At 53.0% G+C, this 21930-nt stretch carries 21 protein-coding genes; 17 read left to right on the forward strand and 4 right to left on the reverse strand.

Features of this window, described 5'->3' with window-relative positions:
- Positions 1-12: 12 nt before the first annotated feature.
- From corC to PGW97_RS12730, 3 genes are all read left to right on the forward strand, one after another.
- On the forward strand, positions 13-885 hold the full coding sequence (gene corC, locus PGW97_RS12720) for a CNNM family magnesium/cobalt transport protein CorC (protein ID WP_047886748.1): 873 nt from the start codon (positions 13-15) through the stop codon (positions 883-885).
- A gap of 3 nt (positions 886-888) precedes the next feature.
- Positions 889-2448, forward strand: a complete 1560-nt coding sequence (lnt, locus tag PGW97_RS12725; RefSeq protein WP_273857448.1) for an apolipoprotein N-acyltransferase — start codon at positions 889-891, stop codon at positions 2446-2448.
- Positions 2449-2598: 150 nt separating this feature from the next.
- Positions 2599-3267, forward strand: a complete 669-nt coding sequence (locus PGW97_RS12730) for a YSC84-related protein (protein WP_047886750.1) — start codon at positions 2599-2601, stop codon at positions 3265-3267.
- A gap of 171 nt (positions 3268-3438) precedes the next feature.
- Here PGW97_RS12730 and PGW97_RS12735 read toward each other — a convergent pair whose 3' ends face one another.
- Positions 3439-3921, reverse strand: coding sequence for a zinc ribbon-containing protein (locus tag PGW97_RS12735; RefSeq protein ID WP_047886751.1), 483 nt, complete (start codon positions 3919-3921; stop codon positions 3439-3441).
- 183 nt (positions 3922-4104) lie between these two features.
- Here PGW97_RS12735 and leuS point away from each other — a divergent pair, with 183 nt between their 5' ends.
- From leuS to lipA, 12 genes are all read left to right on the forward strand, one after another.
- Positions 4105-6678: a leucine--tRNA ligase gene (leuS, locus tag PGW97_RS12740; RefSeq protein ID WP_273857449.1), complete on the forward strand. Its 2574-nt coding sequence runs from the start codon at positions 4105-4107 to the stop codon at positions 6676-6678.
- A 123-nt stretch (positions 6679-6801) separates the two neighbouring features.
- Positions 6802-7485, forward strand: a complete 684-nt coding sequence (locus PGW97_RS12745) for an LPS-assembly lipoprotein LptE (RefSeq protein ID WP_273857450.1) — start codon at positions 6802-6804, stop codon at positions 7483-7485.
- Positions 7482-8510, forward strand: coding sequence for a DNA polymerase III subunit delta (holA, locus tag PGW97_RS12750; RefSeq protein ID WP_273857451.1), 1029 nt, complete (start codon positions 7482-7484; stop codon positions 8508-8510). Before PGW97_RS12745 ends, holA begins: the two co-directional genes overlap by 4 nt.
- Positions 8511-8659: 149 nt before the next feature.
- Positions 8660-8977, forward strand: coding sequence for a ribosome silencing factor (rsfS, locus tag PGW97_RS12755; RefSeq protein ID WP_047886755.1), 318 nt, complete (start codon positions 8660-8662; stop codon positions 8975-8977).
- A gap of 6 nt (positions 8978-8983) precedes the next feature.
- Positions 8984-9454 carry a 23S rRNA (pseudouridine(1915)-N(3))-methyltransferase RlmH gene (rlmH, locus tag PGW97_RS12760; protein ID WP_047886756.1) on the forward strand — a complete coding sequence of 157 codons (471 nt, stop codon included), beginning with the start codon at positions 8984-8986 and terminating at the stop codon, positions 9452-9454.
- A gap of 6 nt (positions 9455-9460) precedes the next feature.
- Entirely contained in the window at positions 9461-11416 is a 1956-nt protein-coding gene (mrdA, locus tag PGW97_RS12765) for a penicillin-binding protein 2 (RefSeq protein WP_273857452.1), read from the forward strand.
- Entirely contained in the window at positions 11413-12534 is a 1122-nt protein-coding gene (gene mrdB, locus PGW97_RS12770) for a peptidoglycan glycosyltransferase MrdB (RefSeq protein ID WP_047886758.1), read from the forward strand. The genes mrdA and mrdB overlap by 4 nt, the downstream gene beginning before the upstream one ends.
- Positions 12535-13341, forward strand: coding sequence for a septal ring lytic transglycosylase RlpA family protein (locus PGW97_RS12775; protein ID WP_047886759.1), 807 nt, complete (start codon positions 12535-12537; stop codon positions 13339-13341).
- A 204-nt stretch (positions 13342-13545) separates the two neighbouring features.
- On the forward strand, positions 13546-14721 hold the full coding sequence (locus PGW97_RS12780; RefSeq protein ID WP_047886760.1) for a serine hydrolase: 1176 nt from the start codon (positions 13546-13548) through the stop codon (positions 14719-14721).
- 149 nt (positions 14722-14870) lie between these two features.
- Complete coding sequence (gene ybeD / locus PGW97_RS12785; RefSeq protein WP_047886761.1) at positions 14871-15146, forward strand: DUF493 family protein YbeD; 276 nt, start codon at positions 14871-14873, stop codon at positions 15144-15146.
- Between the two features lie 133 nt (positions 15147-15279).
- Entirely contained in the window at positions 15280-15927 is a 648-nt protein-coding gene (gene lipB / locus PGW97_RS12790; RefSeq protein WP_207103491.1) for a lipoyl(octanoyl) transferase LipB, read from the forward strand.
- Positions 15924-16892, forward strand: coding sequence for a lipoyl synthase (lipA, locus tag PGW97_RS12795; protein ID WP_047886763.1), 969 nt, complete (start codon positions 15924-15926; stop codon positions 16890-16892). Before lipB ends, lipA begins: the two co-directional genes overlap by 4 nt.
- 383 nt (positions 16893-17275) lie before the next feature.
- On the opposite strand, the gene bamC is transcribed toward lipA, so the two are convergent.
- Together bamC and dapA are read right to left on the reverse strand one after the other, a co-directional pair.
- On the reverse strand, positions 17276-18298 hold the full coding sequence (bamC, locus tag PGW97_RS12800) for an outer membrane protein assembly factor BamC (RefSeq protein ID WP_273857453.1): 1023 nt from the start codon (positions 18296-18298) through the stop codon (positions 17276-17278).
- A gap of 30 nt (positions 18299-18328) precedes the next feature.
- Positions 18329-19210: a 4-hydroxy-tetrahydrodipicolinate synthase gene (gene dapA / locus PGW97_RS12805; protein ID WP_047886820.1), complete on the reverse strand. Its 882-nt coding sequence runs from the start codon at positions 19208-19210 to the stop codon at positions 18329-18331.
- Positions 19211-19695: 485 nt separating this feature from the next.
- On the opposite strand from dapA, the gene PGW97_RS12810 reads away from it, so the two are divergent.
- Both PGW97_RS12810 and bcp read left to right on the forward strand, forming a co-directional pair.
- Complete coding sequence (locus PGW97_RS12810) at positions 19696-20235, forward strand: ACT domain-containing protein (protein WP_047886765.1); 540 nt, start codon at positions 19696-19698, stop codon at positions 20233-20235.
- 10 nt (positions 20236-20245) lie between these two features.
- On the forward strand, positions 20246-20716 hold the full coding sequence (gene bcp, locus PGW97_RS12815) for a thioredoxin-dependent thiol peroxidase (RefSeq protein WP_273857454.1): 471 nt from the start codon (positions 20246-20248) through the stop codon (positions 20714-20716).
- 129 nt (positions 20717-20845) lie between these two features.
- Here bcp and PGW97_RS12820 read toward each other — a convergent pair whose 3' ends face one another.
- On the reverse strand, positions 20846-21925 hold the full coding sequence (locus tag PGW97_RS12820) for an AI-2E family transporter (protein ID WP_217391843.1): 1080 nt from the start codon (positions 21923-21925) through the stop codon (positions 20846-20848).
- Positions 21926-21930 lie beyond the last annotated feature (5 nt).

Genomic DNA, 21930 nt, shown 5'->3' on the forward strand with positions numbered 1-21930 from the left:
TTCTTACAAACAATGAACGAAGATAACTCACAGAATTCAGAAGGTCCGAGTAGAAAGTCCTTCTTTGAACGTATTGGTCAACTGTTCCAGGGCGAACCGCAAAACCGCGAGGAACTGGTCGAGGTCTTCCGTGACTCGGAAGAAAATGAACTGATCGACCATGACACCCGGGACATGCTGGAAGGGGTCATGCAGATCTCTGAAATGCGGGTGCGAGATATCATGATCCCACGCTCCCAAATGACCACAATTGAACGTTCTCAGAAGTTAGAGGATCTGATCGATCTTATTGTCGATGCCCAACACTCGCGCTACCCGGTGATCAGTGATGACAAAGACCATGTTGAAGGCATTCTGTTGGCGAAAGACCTGTTACGGTACCTGCGCCCAGATAGTGAGCCATTTAATATGGACGAGATACTGCGTCCTGCCGTAGTTGTACCGGAAAGCAAACGCGTTGACCGCCTGCTGAAAGAGTTCCGCGAAGAGCGCTATCACATGGCGATAGTGGTTGACGAATTTGGCGGGGTATCGGGAGTTATTACCATTGAAGATATTCTGGAACAGATCGTAGGCGAAATCGAAGACGAGTTCGACGACGAAGAAGAACAGGATATCCGTCAATTAAGCAAACATACCTACTCAGTGAAAGCCCTGACAACCATTGAGGCGTTCAATGAGATGTTCCAGACCCGCTTCAGTGACGAAGAAGTCGACACCGTCGGCGGGCTGGTCATGACCAGTTTTGGCCACCTGCCGACTCGCGGCGAAGTGGTTGAACTGGATGGGTATTCGTTCAAAGTAACGGCAGCTGATAGCCGCCGGGTGATCCAGCTGCAAGTGACCGTACCACACGAAGCTCATCAACCGACAACGACACCATAACGAATGACAACAATTCGCTTAAAGAAGTTGGGACAGCTTGCGCTGGCTGTCCCAGCAGGTGCTCTTGCCACCCTGGCTTTTGCACCGTATCAATACTGGTACCTCGCACCAGTTTCTCTCTTTATTCTCTTTTTCCTGCTCCAAAATCAATCTGTTAAACGATCTGCTGCCATAGGTTTCCTGTGGGGGCTGGGATTATTTGGCACCGGGATAAGCTGGGTTCACGTCAGTATCGCCAACTTTGGCGGGATGCCGTGGCTGGCCGGCTGGACGCTGATGGCCTTGCTGATCAGCTACCTGGCCCTCTACCCGGCGGTATTCGGTGCGCTGTTCAACCGCTTTAATCAGGGACGACCGTTCCACCAGCTGATGCTCAGCGGCCCAGTAATCTGGCTGGTGCTGGATTGGATCCGCGGCTGGCTGATGACCGGTTTTCCGTGGCTGTGGATGGGTTACAGCCAACTTGAGAGCCCTTATGCTTCACTGGCGCCGATTTTAGGTGTCGAGGGGATCACCCTGGCACTGGTGCTGAGCTGCGGGGCACTGGTCGCGGCCGTCGCGTACCGTAACTGGAAGCCTCTTCTGGTACCGGCCCTGATACTGGGTTTCTCCCTGCTGGCGGGCCAGAAACAATGGGTAGTGCCGGATCCGGACAACACCCTGGATGTTGCCATGATTCAGGGCAACGTCGCGCAGGAGGTGAAGTGGCTGCCAAGCCAGCGCTGGCCGACCCTGATGAAGTACACCGATCTGACCCGTGAAAACTGGGATGCAGACCTGATCATCTGGCCGGAAGCAGCGATCCCGGCGCTGGAAGCCCAGCTGCCGACTTTCCTCCAGAATCTCGATGCCGCGGCGCGCAACAACCAGACCACCATTCTCACCGGTGTGCTGGATCAGGACGCCCACGGCCAGTATTTCAATAACATCCTGACCCTCGGGGTCAACAATGCCGGCCCGTACCAGTATGAATCTGCCGAGCGTTACAGCAAGCACCACCTGCTGCCGTTTGGTGAATTTGTCCCGTTCGGGGATTTACTGCGCCCGCTGGCTCCGTTCTTTAACCTGCCGATGTCGTCGTTCAGCCGCGGTGACTATATCCAGCCGAACCTGGAAGCCAACGGTTACTCGCTGGCTCCGGCACTCTGCTACGAAGTGGCATTCAGCGAGCAGGTGCGCCGCAATGTGAATGAAAACACGGAGTTTCTGCTGACCTTGTCGAACGATACCTGGTTTGGTAAGTCAATCGGGCCGTTCCAGCACATGGAAATCGCCCAGATGCGCTCACTGGAGCTGGGTAAGCCATTACTGCGTGCAACAAACAGCGGTCTGACGGGTATCGTGGATCATCACGGCAAAATCATCGCCCAGATCCCGCAGTTTGAAACCGCTGTGCTGCGCAGCAAAGTAGTGCCGACCAAAGGGATGACACCTTACACTGCCCTTGGCAGCTGGCCGCTGTATTTCTACCTGCTGTGGTCTGTCACCCTGTCGTGGATTCTGATTCGCCGCCAAGGCGGCCGATTCCGCGATCACCAGCCGGAAATTAACTATCACGACTGATGAGCGTGAATCTTGCTGAATCTTCACTGAAAATTCACCAAGAAATGACGGAATGGCGAAGGTCTCCCCTTCGCCTTTTTTTTCACCCTGCTAAGATATCGGAAAAGAAAACTGCGAACACAACGCGCAGCTTAATCAGGGAGAACCTCCATGAAAGTCATTCACAAACTGTTTGCCATGCTAGGCGCACTCGCGCTGCTGTGTGTCGCCACCGGCTCTATCGCCAAAGAAGATCTAGACACCCAGGCGGCTCTGAATCAGTTCAAGGCCGCATCACAGACCCATCCCTTCTTTCAGTCCGCTTACGGCTATGCGGTTTTCCCATCAGTCGGTAAAGGAGGTTTCTGGATTGGCGGAGCCTACGGCAGCGGTACTGTGTACCAGCAGCACCAGGTCACCGGCCATGCCAAACTGTACCAAGTCTCGATCGGCCTCCAGTTCGGCGGTCAGGCCTACAGCGAAATTATTTTCTTCCAGGACAAACGGGCATATGACCGCTTTACCAGCGGCAGCTTTGAGCTGGATGCGCAGGCTTCTGCCGTCGCCCTGACCGAGGGCGCGCAGGCCAAAGCGGGTACCACCGGCGTCAGCGCCAGCTCCGGTCAGAAATACATTGATGCCAACTACACCAACGGGATTGCGGTGTTCACCTTTGCCAAAGGCGGGATGATGGTCGAGGCATCATTGGCCGGACAGAAGTTCAGCTATACTCCGCTCAGCACCCAAGCGGCGGTACCGGCACAATCAGCCCAGCCGCAGACCCAACCGTATGAGCCAGAACCGACCACGGTTGTGGTCGAGACGTTAGAGCGCCCATAAGCTTCTGATGAAACTCAGAGCGACAAGCGGGAGTCGGAAAGACTACAGAGAAGGCAACAAAGACGCATAATAAAAACAGCGGGCTCAAAGACCCGCTGTTTTTTTATCTATGGCTAATGACCAATTATCGATGACAAGTTCCAACTCACCCGTTACAAATGACCGCCCTTCTCAGGGAGAAAGCGGCTGACGGGTGAAACGGGTATGCCCGCATTTAAGACAGGGGGAAATCTCTTTCACATGGGTGATCAACTCCTTGTGCCCGCACTGCTCGCACACCAGATTGCCCAGCCCAACAATTTCTCCGGCTTCGTACACCCCTTGGTGTTTGATGTCATCCATCACCTCCCGCCACTCAATCTGGGTTTTATCCGTGACTTCCGCCAGCCCTTCCCAGATGGTTTCTTTAACGACCTGATAAAACGGACTCTCGCTGAACGGAGCCGGGCTTTCCTCCACATTCTGCCCAAATTCCTGCAAATCCCGCTTCAGGTATGCAGAGATCAAAGCCAGCTCATCTTTGGTCATATCACTGGCTGCCTGACGGTATTTTTCAGTCACTTCGGCCCAGTGTTTCAGCTCATCCGGACTGTGCTTGAGCGTTTCGGTTACCTGCTCCAGCAGCGTCTCATAATCCTTTTTCTGATTTGCCATTCGCCACCTCCTCGCGGTCACTCTGCCGGCTTTTTACGCCTTAAGCCGCCTTTCACTGCCGAACAGTCAACAATTCGGCCCGAAATGATTTTCAGCTATTGTTGACACCTTTACCTTTAGTTATTCTATGTCGATTATATTGAATGTGTTTGTACTCAACTCACAAAACCCCGGATGTCATCGATGCAAGAACAATATCGTCCGCAGGACATTGAACAGAAAGTTCAAGAACATTGGGACAACAACAAAACGTTTGTTGTAAGTGAAGACCCTAATAAAGAAAAATTCTACTGTCTCTCCATGTTCCCGTACCCAAGTGGTCGTCTGCACATGGGTCACGTTCGTAACTACACCATCGGTGATGTGATTTCTCGTTACCAGCGTCTGCAAGGCAAAAATGTCATGCAGCCAATCGGCTGGGATGCATTCGGTCTGCCAGCAGAAAACGCCGCGGTTAAGAACAAGACGGCTCCGGCGCCTTGGACTTACGAAAACATTGAATACATGAAGAACCAGCTGAAACTGCTGGGCTTCGGCTACGACTGGAACCGCGAATTCGCAACTTGTACGCCAGAATACTACCGTTGGGAACAAGAGTTCTTCACCAAGCTGTACAACAAGGGCCTGGTTTACAAGAAGACCTCTTCCGTTAACTGGTGTCCGAACGACCAGACCGTTCTGGCTAACGAGCAGGTAGAAGACGGTTGCTGCTGGCGTTGTGACACTCCGGTTGAGCAAAAAGAAATTCCACAGTGGTTCATTAAAATTACTGAATACGCTCAAGAACTGCTGGACGACCTGGATCAGCTGGAAGGCTGGCCTGAAATGGTTAAAACCATGCAGCGTAACTGGATCGGCCGCTCTGAAGGCGTTGAACTGAGCTTTGCCGTTAAAGGTCACAGCGACCTGGAAGTTTACACCACCCGTCCTGACACCCTGATGGGCGTTACGTACGTGGGCATTGCTGCCAGTCACCCGCTGGCTGCCGCGGCGGCAGAAAATAATCCGGAACTGGCGAAGTTCATTGACGAGTGCCGTAACACCAAAGTTGCCGAAGCAGAACTGGCAACGATGGAGAAGAAAGGCATGGCAACGGGCCTGACTGCGATTCACCCGCTGAATGGCCGTGAAGTACCGGTTTACGTGGCTAACTTCGTTCTGATGGACTACGGCACAGGCGCAGTAATGGCTGTTCCTGCCCACGACCAGCGTGATTTTGAGTTCGCAACCAAATACGGCCTAGACATCGTGCCGGTTATCAAACCAGAAGACGGCAGCGAGCTGGACATTTCTGAAGCGGCGTACACCGAGAAAGGTGTGCTGTTCGACTCCGGCGAGTTCGACGGTCTGGGCTTCCAGGATGCGTTCAATGCGATCGCGGCAAAACTGGAAGCGGAAGGCAAAGGCAAGAAGACCGTTAACTTCCGTCTGCGTGACTGGGGTGTTTCCCGTCAGCGTTACTGGGGTGCACCAATCCCGATGGTAACAACAGAAGACGGTGAAGTGCATCCGGTACCGGCTGACCAACTGCCAGTTATCCTGCCGGAAGACGTGGTCATGGACGGCGTAACCAGCCCAATCAAAGCTGACAAAACGTGGGCAGAAACCACTTTTGAAGGCAAGCCTGCGCTGCGTGAAACCGATACCTTCGACACCTTCATGGAGTCTTCCTGGTACTACGCACGCTACTGTTCGCCAAAAGCGGACGAAATGCTGGATTCCGATGCAGCAAACTACTGGCTGCCAGTAGACCAGTACATCGGTGGTATCGAGCACGCGTGTATGCACCTGCTGTACTCTCGCTTCTTCCACAAACTGCTGCGCGACTGTGGCATGGTACAAAGCGACGAGCCATTCAAGCAGCTGCTGTGTCAAGGCATGGTATTGGCTGATGCCTACTACTACACCAGCGACAAAGGCGCGAAAATCTGGGTTTCTCCGACAGAAGTAACGGTTGAGCGTGACGAGAAAGGTCGCATTACTAAAGCGGTCGACACGGAAGGTAACGAAGTCGTTCACTCAGGCATGACGAAGATGTCTAAGTCGAAAAACAACGGTATCGACCCACAGGAAATGGTCGACAAGTACGGTGCAGACACCGTTCGTTTGTTCATGATGTTTGCTTCTCCGGCTGATATGACGCTGGAATGGCAGGAATCCGGCGTGGAAGGTGCTAACCGCTTCCTGAAACGCGTCTGGAAACTGGTTCACGAGCACACCGCCAAAGGTGCAGCAGAAGCGCTGGATGCGGCTGCACTGACTGCCGACCAGAAAGCGCTGCGTCGCGATGTTCACAAGACCATTGCTAAAGTGAGCGATGATGTGGGTCGTCGTCAGACGTTTAACACCGCGATCGCGGCCATCATGGAACTGATGAACAAACTGGCGAAAGCGCCGCAGGACAGCGCGCAAGACCGTGCTCTGCTTGACGAAGCGCTGAAAGCTATCGTGTGCATGCTGTACCCGATGACACCGCACATCTGTTTCGAAATGTGGAAAGCACTGGGTGAATCAGATATCGACCACGCTGCATGGCCAATGGCTGATGAGAAAGCACTGGTTGAAGACGAGAAACTGATCATCGTACAGGTGAACGGTAAGCTGCGTGCTAAGCTGACGGTTGCTGCTGACGCGACGAAAGAGCAGGTAGAAGCCATCGCACTGAACGATGAGAACGTTACTAAGTTCACCGACGACAAGACGATCCGCAAGGTCATCTTCGTTCCGGGTAAACTGTTGAATATTGTTGCGAACTAACGCCGTTTCTCAGTGCCTAACCTGTGGCTCCCTTGTGGAGCCACAGATTTTCCGGCTCACTATCCCATCAGATACACCTGCGTCAGCCGGTCCGTTTTCACTCACTTTCATGGAGCAGACTCGGTGAAAGCCATATTTTCTCTGAAAAGCATCTTCCGCACTTTTTTAATTGCCACTCTGGCGCTGGCCACCGCCTCCTGTGGTTTCCACCTGCGTGGTAACTATATGCTGCCAGACGACATTGCTAAACTGTCACTGACCAGCTTTGACCCGTATGGCCCCCTGCACCGTCAGGTAAAATCCCAGTTCAAAATGCACGGTATTGAAGCGGTCCCAAGCTCAAGCAAAGTACCCAACCTGCACCTGATCAGCGAATCGGTCGATGAGCGAACCCTATCGCTCTACCAAAACGCCCGTGCTGCTGAATATGAACTGACCTACACCGTACGCTACAGCATTGTGGTGCCGGGCAAAGGCAGCCAAAGCTTCACGACCCGTGTTAACCGTACCTTCCTTGATAACCCGTTAACGGCACTGGCCAAGTCGGTAGAGCGCGACATGATTGAAAACGAAATGCGCCAACAGGCGTCACGTCAGATCATGCGTCAGCTAGCTCGCCTGACCGCCAAGTTCAATCAGCTTGATGAAGAATCACTGGAAACGCTGGAGCAAGATTCCGCCAACGACGCCACGTCAGCTAACGGCAAGGTGACAGTCACCACTGAACGTCTGACCGATCAGGAAGCCGCTGAGCAACTGTTTGACGCCGACCGTACCCAGAACAGTCAGGTTACTGCGACACAATGAGGATTTACCCGGAACAACTGACGCAGCAACTCAGCAAAGGGCTGCGTCAGGCTTATCTGCTGTTCGGCAATGAACCGCTGCTGAAGCTGGAAGCCTGCGACCAGATTCGCCTGGCAGCTCAGCAAGCCGGTTTTGACGAACGCCATACCTTTACCGTTGATGCCCAGCTGGACTGGAATCTGGTGCTTGACTGCTGTCAGGCCCTGAGCCTGTTTTCGGCTCGCCAGATCATCGAGCTCATTCTGCCAGACAGCGGCCTCAATACCCAACAGACCAAATCCCTGCAAGAGGTCACGGCTCATCTGCACCCGGACATTCTGTTGCTGCTTCAGGGCCCACGCCTGAATAAAAAGCAGGAAACCAGCAAATGGTTCAAGGAGCTGGATCACCATGGGCTCTATGTCCCCTGCAACACGCCGGATGCCCGCCATCTACCCCGCTTTATTCAGGGACGCTGCCAGCAGCTCGGCCTCAAGCCGGATCATGAATCGGTACTGATGCTGGCACAATGGCACGAAGGCAACCTGCTGGCACTGGCACAAAGCCTGCAAAAACTGGTGTTGCTCTACCCTGACGGTGAACTGACGGTACCTCGGCTGGAAGACGCCCTGAGCCGCCACAACCATTACACCCCGTTCCAGCTGATTGATGCCATTCTCGCCGGACAGGCCAAACGCAGCCAGCGGGTACTGCGCCAGCTTGAAGGCGAAGGGGTTGAAGTGGTGGTATTGCTACGTACACTCCAGCGCGAGCTCACCCAACTGTACAAGATGCAGGAAATGGGCAGCCGCGGCACGCCCCTCAGTAAAATCTTCGAAAATTTCCGGGTCTGGCAAAGCCGCCGCGAGCTCTACATCGGCGCACTGCATCGCCTGCCCCTGCCGACGCTGATCACCCTGATGCGTCAGCTGGCCCGGCTCGAAGTGCAGGTCAAAACCGATTATGACGCCCAACCATGGGATGAACTGGCAGCGTTATGTGCACAAATGTGCGGAATAAAAACCCATCTCACCCCGTTTAGCTAGTATTTCGCCCAACAGCCGGACGGGTTATGTAAAGTTACAGCCAGAATATGTTGCCGGCTCTTGTGCGTGATATACTGCGCCGCTACATTGTGACCCGGCCGATTCCGGGTCTACAGTAAACACAGATACAGTGAAAGAGGGAGATCCTTTTGCAGGTTCAAGAACTACACGATTTTATTGTTGATAAAGTTGATGATATCAAAGCCCAAGATATCGTGACTCTGGATGTTCGCGGTAAATCAAGCATTACCGACTTCATGGTGCTGTGCACCGGTACCTCGAACCGCCACGTAGCTTCTATTGCCGATCATGTCAGCAAAGAATCCAAGCAGATCAACTACCCGCCATTAGGCATCAGTGGTGAAGAAGACGGCGAATGGGTCATCGTGGACATGGGCAGCGTGATCCTGCATATCATGCAGGAAGATGCTCGTAATCTGTACCAACTGGAGAAGCTTTGGGGCTAACCAAGAATGAAGCTTCAACTGATTGCTGTTGGCACCAAAATGCCGAAATGGGTTGAGGAAGGCTACAAAGAGTATAGCCGTCGCTTCCCTAAAGATATGCCGCTTGAACTGGTCGAGATTTCTGCTGGCAAGCGGGGGAAAAATGCCGATATCGCCCGTATTCTGCAAAAAGAAGGCGAAGCGATGTTAGCCGCTGTTCCGAAAGGCAACCGGATTGTCACCCTGGATATTCCGGGCAAACGCTGGGACACCGAACAACTGGCAGAACAGCTGGAAAGCTGGAAGCTGGATGGCCGTGATGTGTCTATTCTGATTGGCGGACCTGAAGGTCTGGCACCAGCCTGTAAGGCAGCTGCCGACCAGAGTTGGTCGTTGTCGCCGCTGACACTGCCGCACCCACTGGTCCGTATCGTAATGGCAGAAAGCCTTTACCGGGCCTGGAGCATCACCGCTAACCATCCATATCACAGGGAATAAGTGAGAATGAGGCAAAAGCGTACACAGATCCGCGATCACCGGGCTGAGTCGGCACTGTTTTTTCGCCGGGCTCTTGTCTCATTTATCGGTATCATCGTGCTGGTCAGTGTTCTGCTGGTGAATCTGTACCACATACAGATCCGCGAGCATGAAGACTACCAGACACGATCGAACGATAACCGGATTAAAGTGGTTCCCGTCGCCCCGAACCGGGGGCTGATCTACGACCGTAACGGTGTGCTGCTGGCAGAGAACCGGCCGGTCTACTCCCTGGAAATCACCTCAGAAAAAGTGCCTGATCTGCAGGACACTTTTGCACGCCTGAAAGAAATGATGGCCGTCACCGACGAACAAATCGAGCGGTTTGAGCGTGAACGACGCCGTACCCGCCGGTTTAAGTCCGTGCCTATCATGAACCAATTGACCGAAGAGCAAGTCGCGTTATTTTCGGTTAACCAGCACCGCTTCCCCGGCGTGGAAGTGAAAGCTTACCTCAAGCGCTTCTATCCGTACGGCGAGGCCCTGACCCATGTGCTGGGTTATGTCGCAAAAATCAACGATCGGGATCTCGACAAGCTGGATCGCGAAAGCAAGCTGAATAACTACAAAGCGACCCGCGACATCGGTAAGCTGGGCGTTGAAAAATATTACGAAGATCTGCTGCACGGCACCTCCGGCTATCAGGAAGTCGAGGTCAACAGCCGCGGCAGGATCATCCGCACTCTGAAATATGTCCCGCCGATTCCAGGCAAAGACATCAAGCTGAATATAGATATCAGCCTCCAGCTGTATGTGCAGGAGCTGCTGACCGTGCGCACGACTGACCCGGAAACCGGCGAAGAGATCGTCAAACCGAAGCGCGGCTCGGTTGTGGTGCTCGACCCGCGTGACTCGTCAGTCCTGGCTATGGTATCCAGCCCGAGTTACGACCCGAACCTATTTGTCCACGGCATTTCCGGCAAACAGTACCGCGATCTGCTCAATGACAAAGACCGTCCGCTGGTAAACCGCGTCACGCTGGGCATTTATCCGCCGGCTTCCACGGTGAAACCGATGATCGCTGTCGCCGCACTGACGGAAGGCGTGATCACCACCAACACCACGCGAAATGACCCGGGCTACTGGCGTATCCCTAACACCAACAGCCGACCGTTTCGCGACTGGCTGCGCTGGGGCCATGGCCGGGTGAATATCCACAAAGCCATTGAAGAATCAGTTGATACCTTCTTCTATCAGGTGGCGTACGACATGGGCATCGACCGCCTGTCGGACTGGATGAGCCGCTTTGGCTACGGCGAATACACTGGCATTGATATCTACGAAGAGAGCAAGGCCAACATGCCGACCCGCGAATGGAAACAGGCGCGTTTCCGCCAACCATGGTATCAGGGTGACACCATTCCGGTCGGGATCGGTCAGGGCTACTGGACAGCGACGCCGCTGCAAATCGCCAAGGCGACGACCGTACTGGTCAACCGCGGCCGGGTACAGGCACCTCACCTGCTCAAGGATGTCATTGATGATGAAGGCGGCAAGCCGGCCAACTTTGATGACTTCCCGCCGATCGATAACGTCAGCGACAGCACCTGGGAAGTCGCCAAAGACGGCATGTTCCGCGTACTGTTTGGTAACCGAGGGACTGCTCGCAGGGCTTTCTACGGGGCGGAATACAAGGCCGGAGGAAAATCCGGCTCGGCTCAGGTCTTTGGCCTGGCGGAAGACCAGAAGTACAACGCCGAGGAGCTGGAAGAACATTTACGCGACCATGCTCTGTTCACGGCCTTTGCACCGTTTGACCATCCGGAAGTCGTTGTTTCGATGGTGCTGGAAAATGCCGGCGGCGGCTCCTCGAACGGGGGCCCGGTTGCCCGTAAAATCTTTGACCACATGCTGCTGGAACCCACCGAACCGGATCCGCTGCAGGTGATCGTCGATAAAAAACTCGCAGAGGTATCACCATGAGTATGATGTCAGCGACAGGGAATCAACGTACGCTGAGTGACCGCTTACATCTGGATTTTCCGCTGTTACTGGGCATTTTCACTCTGATGGGCTTTGGCCTGATTGTGATGTACAGCGCCAGCGGCCAGAATCTGGAAATGATGGAACGTCAGGCGGTTCGCATGCTGCTCTCACTGGGTGTCATGTTTATTCTGGCTCAGATTGCGCCGCGGCATTACGAAACCTGGGCTCCTTATCTATTCGGGGTCGGGCTGTTACTGCTGCTCGGGGTGTTGCTGTTCGGGGAAGTCTCAAAAGGGGCGCAGCGCTGGCTGAACCTGGGTATCGTCCGGTTTCAACCCTCTGAGCTGATCAAGCTGGCCGTGCCGCTGATGGTCGCGCGCTTTGTGGGTAACCGCCCGCTACCGCCCAGCCTGAAGAACATCACGATTGCTCTGGTGCTGATTTTTGTCCCGACAATTCTGATCGCCAAGCAGCCGGATCTGGGCACCTCTATCCTGATTGCCGCCTCCGGGATCTTTGTCCTGTTTCTGTCCGGGATCAGCTGGCGCATTATTATTGCTGCCGCGCTGATGCTGGCTGCGTTCATACCGGTCCTCTGGCTGTTCCTGATGCGGGATTACCAGCGTACCCGGGTGCTGACCCTGTTCAATCCAGAGTCAGACCCGCTAGGCGCGGGCTATCACATCATCCAGTCAAAAATTGCCATTGGCTCCGGCGGGCTCAACGGCAAAGGCTGGATGCAGGGCACCCAGTCCCAGCTGGAATTTCTGCCTGAACGCCATACTGACTTTATTTTTGCGGTCATCGCCGAAGAATGGGGACTGATTGGGGTCTGCTGCCTGCTAACAATTTACCTATTCATCATCGGCCGCGGGTTGATGCTGGCCAGCCGAGCCCAGACCGCTTTTGGCCGGATGATGGCCGGCAGTATCGTGCTCAGCTTTTTTGTTTATATTTTCGTGAATATCGGTATGGTGAGCGGCCTGCTGCCGGTGGTGGGGGTTCCTCTCCCGCTGGTCAGCTACGGCGGAACCTCCATGGTAACCCTGATGGCCGGTTTCGGTATTCTGATGTCTATCCACACCCATAGAAAAATGTTGTCCAAGGCGACCTAAATGCGCATATCTCCATTATTGTTACTTCTTATCCTTGCTGGCTGTAGCTCCACGTCCAACAACGAGCGCTATGATATCGCCGATGATAAGGCGCCGGAATCATCGCCAACGCTGGATCACATTGAAGATGCCCAGCCGCGCTACGAACCGCAGAGCCTGGCTGGCAACAAGGACTACACGCTGCGCGGCAATGACTACAAAATCATTCGCGGTCAGCAGCCGTTCACCGAAGAAGGCTATGCCTCCTGGTATGGCAAAAAATTCCACGGCCATCGCACGTCGAACGGTGAGATTTATGACATGTACTCGATGACAGCAGCCCACAAAACTCTGCCGTTACCGAGCTATGTGAAAGTCACCAACCAGAACAACGGCCGCTCCGTGGTTGTCCGGGTTAATGACCGCGGTCCGTTTCATGACGGGCGCATTATTGACCTGAGTATGGCTGCTGCAGCCCGGCTGGATGTGATCAAGTACGGTACTGCCCCGGTAAAGATTGAGCTGATCAACATTGACAAACCGGCCAATCCTGACGAATGGCAGAGCGCCAATCCGAACCAGTACTTCGTGCAGTTGGCTGCCGTCACAGACAGCGACAAGGCCAAACAAGTTGCCACGACTTTGGCCAAAGAGTTCAACACTCAGGTCGATACCCAAAAGGCCGACACCGGTAATATTTACCGCCTGCGCCTGGGGCCATACCTGGATCGCGAAGAAGCCATGACGCAGCGGGATAAGGCACGAGCCAGCCGCTACCCACAGGCTTTCATCATTTCCTCGAAAAGGGAATTGGAACCTAAATCGTAATTTGTACTCTGAGTAACAGACTTTTTGATGCCCGAGACCGCACTTTTGTGCTTTCTCTCGGGTAAATTTCCGCACAGTATTGTCAAAATTCGTCAATCGTCACCAGGATGACCGGTCATATCAACCGCCAACACTGGTCTGCTATTGTCAATCTGCTATAGTGTGTACAATTTTTTGCAATCGACAAATTAAGTTACAACCATCATGAAGAAATCTGCTGCACTTTTCCGCTCTGTAGCAATCTCGGCCACCCTGCTGGCTTCAGCAACTGCGGTTGCTGCACCAGCGGTTGTCCCTGAAGCTCCACAGATTGCTGCCAAGGGTTACGTCCTTGTAGACTACCATTCCGGTAAAATTCTGGCTGGTCACAACGAATACGAACAAATCCCGCCTGCCAGCCTGACCAAAATGATGACCAGCTACGTCATCGGCCAGGAAATCAAACGCGGCAACATCTCGATGGATGATACTGTCGTGATCAGCAAAAACGCCTGGGCCAAAAACTTCCCGGGTTCCTCAAAAATGTTCATTGAGGTGGGCAGTGAGGTTAAAGTTTCTGACCTGAACCGCGGGATTGTTATCCAGTCCGGCAACGATGCGTGTGTGGCCATGGCTGAACACGTAGCCGGTTCAGAAGATTCATTCGTCGATCTGATGAACGCCTGGGCAAAAACCCTGGGCATGAACTCCACCCACTTTGCCAACGTACACGGTCTGGATAACCCGAACCTGTACACCACCCCGTATGACATGGCACTGCTGGCTCAGGGCCTGATCCGCGATGTCCCAGAAGAGTTTGCGCTGTATAAAGAGAAGTCGTTCACTTACAACGGCATTACTCAGTACAACCGTAACAGCCTGCTGTGGGATAAGAGCCTGAATGTTGACGGCCTGAAAACCGGTCACACCAACAATGCCGGTTACAGCCTGGTCAGTACAGCGACGGAAGGCAAGATGCGCCTGATCGCGGTAATGATGGGGACTCAGAGCCCTAACGCCCGTAAAGCGGAAAGCAAGAAGCTGCTGAACTACGGTTTCCGTTTCTATGAAACAGTATCACCACACAAAGCCAACGAAACCTTCGTGACCGAAAAAGTCTGGATGGGCGACACCGATGAAGTCTCACTGGGCGTCAGCGAAGATACCTTTGTGACTCTGCCACGCGGCCAGACCAAAGATCTGGCAGCCAGCTTTGTGTTGGAAAAAGAGCTGCGAGCGCCGATCCAAAAAGGTGACGTCGTGGGTAAGTTGTACTACCGTATTGGCGAAGAAGACATTGCTGAGTACCCGCTGCTGGCACTGAATGATGTTAACGAAGGCGGAATGTTCAGCCGTCTGATTGATTACATCATGCTGCTGTTTAAAAGCTGGTTAGGGTAACAGTCAGATATACAACAGAAAGGGGCTGCAGAATCTGCAGCCCCTTTTTTGTGACTCTTTTCGCATTCCCACAGAACTTGTTAAAATGAGTCTGAGCCTTTAATATGCACGGCTTAAATCGCAATAAATGCAATACCTCGGAGTACCGCATGCAGCAGCAAGAACAGCCAAAACTGAAAGATCTCTTGGAGTTCCCTTGTAAGTTCACGTACAAGGTTATGGGTTATAGCAAACCTGAGCTGCCTGATCTGGTTGTTGAAGTGATCCAGCGCCACGCCCCAGGTGACTACAGCCCTGTCGTGAAGCCAAGTGGTAAAGGCACCTACAGCGCCGTTTCGGTATCTATTACAGCGACCTCGATTGAACAGGTAGAAACTCTGTACAAAGAACTGAGTGAAATTGAGATTGTACGCGTCGTTCTGTAAGCGTTCCGCATACCCCTACAAAATTGGCGGCTGTAAAGTCAGTCGCCAAGTTTTATAATACCCTCAATCTCGTACCCCCTACCGGGGTGTCCGTGTATCAGGCGTTACCAAACGACAATATATGGGTGTGACATTGGACAATAAGATAATTATTCGGAACCTTGGCCGCCAGGACTACGAACCGATCTGGAAGGAGATGCATCAGTTTACTGACGAACGCACTCCGGACACGACCGACGAAGTCTGGCTGGTTGAACACAATCCCGTGTTCACACAGGGTCAGGCGGGCAAAACCGAACACCTGCTCAACACCGGTGACATTCCGGTTGTGCAAAGTGATCGCGGTGGTCAGGTTACCTATCATGGTCCGGGCCAGCTGGTCGCCTATATCCTGATCGATTTACGTCGTCGCAAACTGGGCGTGCGTGAGCTGGTCACCCACATCGAAAACACTGTCATCAACACCCTGTCCCGTTACGGGATTGAATCTAACGCCCGTCCCGATGCACCGGGTGTGTATGTCAACCACCAGAAGATATGCTCACTTGGCCTGCGGATCAGACGCGGCTGCTCTTTTCACGGTCTGGCACTCAATATCAATATGGATCTGGCTCCGTTTCTGCGTATTAACCCATGCGGTTATGCAGGAATGGAAATGACTCAAACTGTGTCATTGAATGGGCCTTCTGAACTAGCGGAAGTTCAGCCTGTACTGGTAGAAGAGCTGATCAACCTGCTCGATTATCAGAGCGTTGAGTGGAAAATGGAAAGCAATTCATGAGTAAACCAATCAAAATTGAACAAGGTGTCAAATACCGTGATGCCGACAAAATGGCGCTGATCCCAGTTCGTACTGTGGCTGAAGAAGCACCAAAGCAAGTGCTGCGTAAACCGGAATGGATGAAAATCAAACTTCCGGCTGACAGTCAGCGTATCCAGGACATTAAGTCGGCAATGCGCAAGAACAACCTGCACTCTGTGTGTGAGGAAGCATCTTGTCCAAACCTGGCAGAATGTTTTAACCACGGCACTGCCACCTTTATGATCCTGGGGGCAATCTGTACCCGTCGTTGTCCGTTCTGTGACGTTGCTCATGGTCGTCCGCTTCCGCCTAACGCAGAAGAGCCGGTCCACCTGGCACAAACGATTGCTGACATGAAGCTGCGCTATGTGGTTGTCACTTCAGTTGACCGTGATGACCTGCGTGATGGTGGTGCTCAGCACTTTGCCGATTGTATCCGTGAAATTCGCGTGAAAAGCCCGGAAATCCGCATTGAGACTCTGGTCCCTGATTTCCGTGGCCGTATGGATCGTGCGCTGGACATCCTGCGTGATAACCCGCCGGATGTATTCAACCACAACCTGGAAACTGCACCTCGTCTGTACCGTAAAGCGCGTCCGGGTGCGAATTACCAGTGGTCACTGGATCTGCTGAAGAAATTCAAAGAGATGCACCCTGAGGTACCAACTAAGTCCGGTCTGATGATGGGTCTTGGCGAAACCAAAGAAGAAATCATTGAAGTGCTGAAGGATCTGCGTGCGCACGGTGTGACCATGCTGACGCTGGGCCAGTACCTTGCACCAAGCCGTCACCACCTGCCGGTAGAGCGCTACGTGCCGCCTGAAGAGTTCGATGAGCTAAAAGAAATCGCGCTGGAACTGGGATTCACCCATGCAGCCTGTGGTCCGTTTGTTCGCTCTTCATACCACGCCGACCTACAGGCGCGTGGCGAAGAAGTGAAATAAAAACGCTGCTTCTTTTTCATAAAAACGGTGAGCCTGGCTCACCGTTTTTTTTTATGCCTGATTTTCATCAACTGCCTAGCTTGCTCTGCCCTAAGCACTAAGCACTTTGCACTTTGCCACAACGTTGCTGCCTCGTGACACAGCTCATCCGATTTGAGTCTGACACCGGCACTCTTCGGGTGCCGGAAATCACCAGGCAAAAATTCACAAACAATCATTCACAAACAAAATTTCACCAGACAAAGCCATCAGCAAAAAAAAACGCCGCGGAAAACCGCAGCATTTCGTTTAGGGATGCATATCGCACTCGTCGCTGATTCAGCGTTATTACGATTGCACTACGCAGGATTGCGAATTGCACTACTCAGGTACAGGTACGCCGATTATTGCGCGCGCTCAATCGCAGCTGCCAGCACCGGCGCCAGACTGTTCAACGCCTCTTCATTCACCGGCTTACCTTTATCATTGGTAATGTTGATTGACGTCCGGTTACCCAGATCGCCCAGCTGAACATTGTAAGAACGGCTGTCCAGCATGATTGGTTTGGTACCCAGCTCAGTCCAGAACTCATCATCCGGAGAACGGTATTTCACCTCAACCAGACCCTGCGAGCGGTTACGGCTTTCAACCGTAAAGCCAATCTCATTCAGCACCAACGGCAGACGTTCCCAGAACACATTGTAAGGAGCACGGGCGATGATCACCGGCAAGCCACTGCGATCCTGTCCCATAGAAATAGGGATCTGTTTCACCAGCTGCTGGGCACGTTCACGGGCTTTATCACGCTCTAGCTGATCATAACGCGCGGTCACCACGTTGGTCATGATGGTGCTGTAGCGCTCTTTGTTGTCAACCGACACCGGCATTTCAACCCCGTCTTCCCGCCAGTCAATCAGAGAAATCTGGTAGGTATAACGACCCAGCTCTGCAGAACGCTCAATACGGTAACGGCTGCCAATCTGACGATCTTCATCGTCATTGTTCCAGGTCACCCAGTCGGTTTCCATCGCGTTCGCGGTATTGCTGCGCAAAGTGATATTTCGTTCAACAATCAACTTCTGGGTTAACGCCCAGACCTTGTTCAACTCTTCTTCTTTGGCCAGCAACAGGCTCACGCCATCTTCGCCTTTCACCGCCCGGGCACCCGGGATCAGCGCCAGCACTTGCTGCGGCGGACGAATATCGACCGAAGGCCCCAGCCCGCCCTGGAAACTCCGCGCTGGGATATTGTAATCACTAACCTGAGCAGGAATCGCCCCTGCCGGTTGCGTCCATGTCCCCAACGGGGCGGTTTCGAGGTAATTGAAATCCTGATTGGCCTGACGGCGGCGATCCGCCCCGTCAGAACAGCCCGCCAGTGTTACCACTGCAATTGCAGCCGCCACCAGCTTGTATTTGTAATTCATTCCGCTTCTGCGCTCCTACGCTCTCGCTATTTACAGCAGTACGTTCGCATCCTTGAGGGCTTCCGTAACTACTGGTTGGGCAGATTCACTCAGCTCGGTCAGCGGCAGACGAAGCGTACCATGCTGAATCAAACCAAGCTTATGAGCTGCCCATTTTACCGGGATTGGGTTGGATTCAACAAACAAATGCTTATGTAAAGGCATTAAACGCTGATTGATTTCATGCGCGGCATCAGCCTGACCGGACAATGCCAGCTTAAACATCTGTGCCATATCGGCAGCGGCAACGTTCGCTGTAACCGAAATCACGCCATGGCCACCTTCAAGCACAAAATCCAACCCGGTGGCATCATCACCACTCAGTTGGATGAAAGAGTCACCACAAAGTTCCCGAGTTTTCTTCACTCGGCTCAGATCGCCGGTCGCATCTTTGATGCCGACAATATTATCAATCTTCGCCAGGCGCGCCACGGTCTCCGGCAGCATGTCCACACCGGTACGTCCCGGTACGTTATACAGAATCTGCGGCAGTTCGGTCGCTTCCGCAATGGCTTTAAAGTGCTGGTACAGCCCTTCCTGCGTTGGCTTGTTGTAATATGGCGTGACCGTCAGACAACCCGCCACCCCAGTGCCACTAAACAGTTTGCTAAAGGTGATGGCTTCGTGGGTGGCATTCGCGCCCGTACCGGCGATCACAGGCACACGCCCGTTCACGTATTCAACGGTTTTGAGTACCACTTTCACATGCTCGTCCACCGTCAGTGTCGCAGACTCGCCCGTTGTGCCGACAGCCACAATGGCATCGGTACCGGCAGCAATATGATATTCAACCAGAGACGCCAGACTGGCGTAATCGACTTCACCATTGTCATCCAATGGTGTAATAAGTGCTACCATGCTTCCTGAAAACATGTCCATCTCCCCATAATTATTGTTGACCCGGTATCCTTATCTTCGGGGCCCAGAGTCTGGTAATCATCAACATTGTCGTGTAATTCCTGAAAAGCACTCAGTGGGATGTCACGCATTGATAATGCGTATAACTGAACATTTTTCAGGTTATACCTGAACAAGAAATTGCAACAAATTCTTTCATCAGAGCAGAGCGCAGATCCGAAGAGCTCCGCTGGGTGCCGCCAGCAGAAAAGAAAGCAAGTCACAATTGGTCGATGAAGATAAAGACGGCTCCCGGCCTGGAATTTATGCCGATGAACCGAATAATAAGGCAGCCCGGAAAATCCATACTACTTTTCAGTAACAGTAAACTCAAGACAGAGTTATGTAAATGCAGGAAGGCTAACTGCCTGTCGAAAGACTGATTTTGCAGCAGCTGCCACTTGGCTGAGTCAGTGTGTGTGCTACCATGCTAGAGGTATTCATAAAGTGATGTAATAAATATGGAACATTATCTCGTTGTGACCGCAATTGGGACGGACCGCCCCGGTATTTCAGATGAAATAACACGACTCATCACCCAGTGTGGCTGTAACATTGTTGACAGTCGCCTGGCTATTTTCGGGCGCGAATTCAGCCTACTGATGCTGTTGTCCGGCAATGCCAATGCCATCTCCCGGGTTGAGTCCACGCTGCCGCTGAAAGCGCATGAACATGACCTGCTGACGGTGATGAAACGTACCAGCAAACATGAATACCGTTATTTCCCCTATACAGCTGATTTTCATATCGAAGCTGACGACAGTCCGGGACTGATTGAGCAATTTACCCGGTTCTTTGCCTCCCGGCAGATTGATATCGCTTCGCTCAGCGCACATACCCACGACAGTACAGAGCCTGGGGTGCCTAACCGGTTCCAGCTCCAGATCGGCACCAATTTGCCCGATGGCTGTAACCTAATGACTCTGCAAGAAGAATTTGAAGCACTCTGCCACGACCTGGTTGTTACCGGCAGCGTGACATTCATCGGCCATAATCAATAAGGAAAACACTATGAAGACTTTGACCGCCGGTACGCCAGCGCCAGCCTTCACCCTTCAAAACCAGAACGATGAGCCAGTCAGCCTTGCTGACTTTAAAGGCAAAAAAGTGCTGGTTTACTTCTACCCGAAAGCCATGACGCCGGGCTGTACTGTTCAGGCGTGCGGCCTGCGTGACAGTAAAGCCGAGCTGGATGCGCTGAATGTGGAAGTATTGGGGGTGAGTATCGATCCGGTTAAACGCCTGCCTAAATTTATTGAGCGCGACAACCTGAACTTCACGCTGCTGTCTGACGAAGACCATGCCGTGGCTGAGCAGTTTGGTGTCTGGGGTGAAAAGAAATTCATGGGCAAAGTGTATGACGGCCTGCACCGCATCAGCTTCCTGATCAATAAAGACGGTGTGATTGAGCATGTCTTCAACAAGTTCAAAACCAAAGACCACCACGAGGTGGTGCTGAAATTCCTCAACGAAAACCGTTAAGTAAAGCGGTTCTCCGAGCTTGCCGGAGCAAAGTACCTTTCGCCCGTGTCACTGGCCTAAGCCAACACCTCTAAAAAAACAAAAAGGCCGCGTTTAGCGGCCTTTTTGATTGAACGTCGGTTTTGATGCTTACTCTTCCACCGATTCGGCAGGTACAGGCTCCTGAGTCGGCGGCAGCGCATTCCATACCGCCTTGACCAGTGTCGCCAGAGGGATGGCAAAGAAGACGCCCCAGAATCCCCACAAGCCGCCAAACACCAGTACCGCAACAATAATCGCCACCGGGTGAAGGTTCACCGCTTCAGAGAACAGAATCGGCACCAGTACGTTACCGTCAAGCGCCTGAATAATGCCGTATGCCACCAGCAGCCACCAGAAATCAGGGCCAATCCCCCACTGGAATAAACCCACCATCGCCACCGGCAGCGTCACGACTGCCGCGCCAATGTACGGGATCAGTACCGAGAAGCCCACCAGCACCCCGAGCAGGACGGCATAACGCAGATCCATCACCGCAAAGGTGACATAGCTGACAATACCGACGATAAAAATTTCGGTGACCTTACCGCGGATATAATTGGAGATTTGCTCGTTCATCTCTTCGCCGACTTTACTCGCCAGGCGACGGTTCTGTGGCAATACCCGCTTGAAGGTGCTGATCATTTCCTCTTTGTCTTTCAGCAGGAAAAACACCAGCAATGGAACTAGAATCAGGTAGACGGCCAGTGTGGCCAGGCTGATCAAAGAGGCCAGCGAGCCTTTCACCACGCTTTCCCCCATCCCCAGCACTTTTTCACGCAGGGTGACCATGAAGGTTGAGACCTGATGCGGCTGGACAAAATCCGGGTAACGTTCCGGCAGACTGGAGACAAAGCTCTGTAAGCCGTTGAACATGTTTGGCACGTCAGCAATCAGGTTACTGACCTGATGCCAGATGGTCGGTACCAGGCCGAATACGGCCATCACCATCAAACCGGCAAACACCAACAGCACAGCCATCACGGCCAGTGTGCGAGGCAACCCCAGACGCACCAATTTCATGACCGGCCACTCCAGCAGGTATGCCAGAACAATAGCGACCAACAGCGGTGCAATCAGATTGCCAAAGAAATAAATGGTAAGAAACCCGCCCAGAAGAATAGCTACCAGACTAACGGCATGGGGGTCAGAAAATCGTCGCTGATACCAGCGATTCAACATATCCAGCATAAATT

Origin of the sequence: Photobacterium sp. GSS17 (genome assembly GCF_028621875.1) — a bacterium.
Taxonomy (GTDB): Bacteria; Pseudomonadota; Gammaproteobacteria; order Enterobacterales; family Vibrionaceae; genus Photobacterium; species Photobacterium ganghwense.

Coding starts and splice junctions, on each gene's coding strand:
- corC (WP_047886748.1), top strand. CDS start 13: ATGAACGAAGATAACTCACAGAATTCAGAAGGTCCGAGTAGAAAGTCC.
- lnt (WP_273857448.1), top strand. CDS start 889: ATGACAACAATTCGCTTAAAGAAGTTGGGACAGCTTGCGCTGGCTGTC.
- PGW97_RS12730 (WP_047886750.1), top strand. CDS start 2,599: ATGAAAGTCATTCACAAACTGTTTGCCATGCTAGGCGCACTCGCGCTG.
- PGW97_RS12735 (WP_047886751.1), bottom strand. CDS start 3,921: ATGGCAAATCAGAAAAAGGATTATGAGACGCTGCTGGAGCAGGTAACC.
- leuS (WP_273857449.1), top strand. CDS start 4,105: ATGCAAGAACAATATCGTCCGCAGGACATTGAACAGAAAGTTCAAGAA.
- holA (WP_273857451.1), top strand. CDS start 7,482: ATGAGGATTTACCCGGAACAACTGACGCAGCAACTCAGCAAAGGGCTG.
- rlmH (WP_047886756.1), top strand. CDS start 8,984: ATGAAGCTTCAACTGATTGCTGTTGGCACCAAAATGCCGAAATGGGTT.
- mrdA (WP_273857452.1), top strand. CDS start 9,461: ATGAGGCAAAAGCGTACACAGATCCGCGATCACCGGGCTGAGTCGGCA.
- mrdB (WP_047886758.1), top strand. CDS start 11,413: ATGAGTATGATGTCAGCGACAGGGAATCAACGTACGCTGAGTGACCGC.
- PGW97_RS12775 (WP_047886759.1), top strand. CDS start 12,535: ATGCGCATATCTCCATTATTGTTACTTCTTATCCTTGCTGGCTGTAGC.
- PGW97_RS12780 (WP_047886760.1), top strand. CDS start 13,546: ATGAAGAAATCTGCTGCACTTTTCCGCTCTGTAGCAATCTCGGCCACC.
- ybeD (WP_047886761.1), top strand. CDS start 14,871: ATGCAGCAGCAAGAACAGCCAAAACTGAAAGATCTCTTGGAGTTCCCT.
- lipA (WP_047886763.1), top strand. CDS start 15,924: ATGAGTAAACCAATCAAAATTGAACAAGGTGTCAAATACCGTGATGCC.
- bamC (WP_273857453.1), bottom strand. CDS start 18,298: ATGAATTACAAATACAAGCTGGTGGCGGCTGCAATTGCAGTGGTAACA.
- dapA (WP_047886820.1), bottom strand. CDS start 19,210: ATGTTTTCAGGAAGCATGGTAGCACTTATTACACCATTGGATGACAAT.
- PGW97_RS12810 (WP_047886765.1), top strand. CDS start 19,696: ATGGAACATTATCTCGTTGTGACCGCAATTGGGACGGACCGCCCCGGT.
- bcp (WP_273857454.1), top strand. CDS start 20,246: ATGAAGACTTTGACCGCCGGTACGCCAGCGCCAGCCTTCACCCTTCAA.
- PGW97_RS12820 (WP_217391843.1), bottom strand. CDS start 21,925: ATGCTGGATATGTTGAATCGCTGGTATCAGCGACGATTTTCTGACCCC.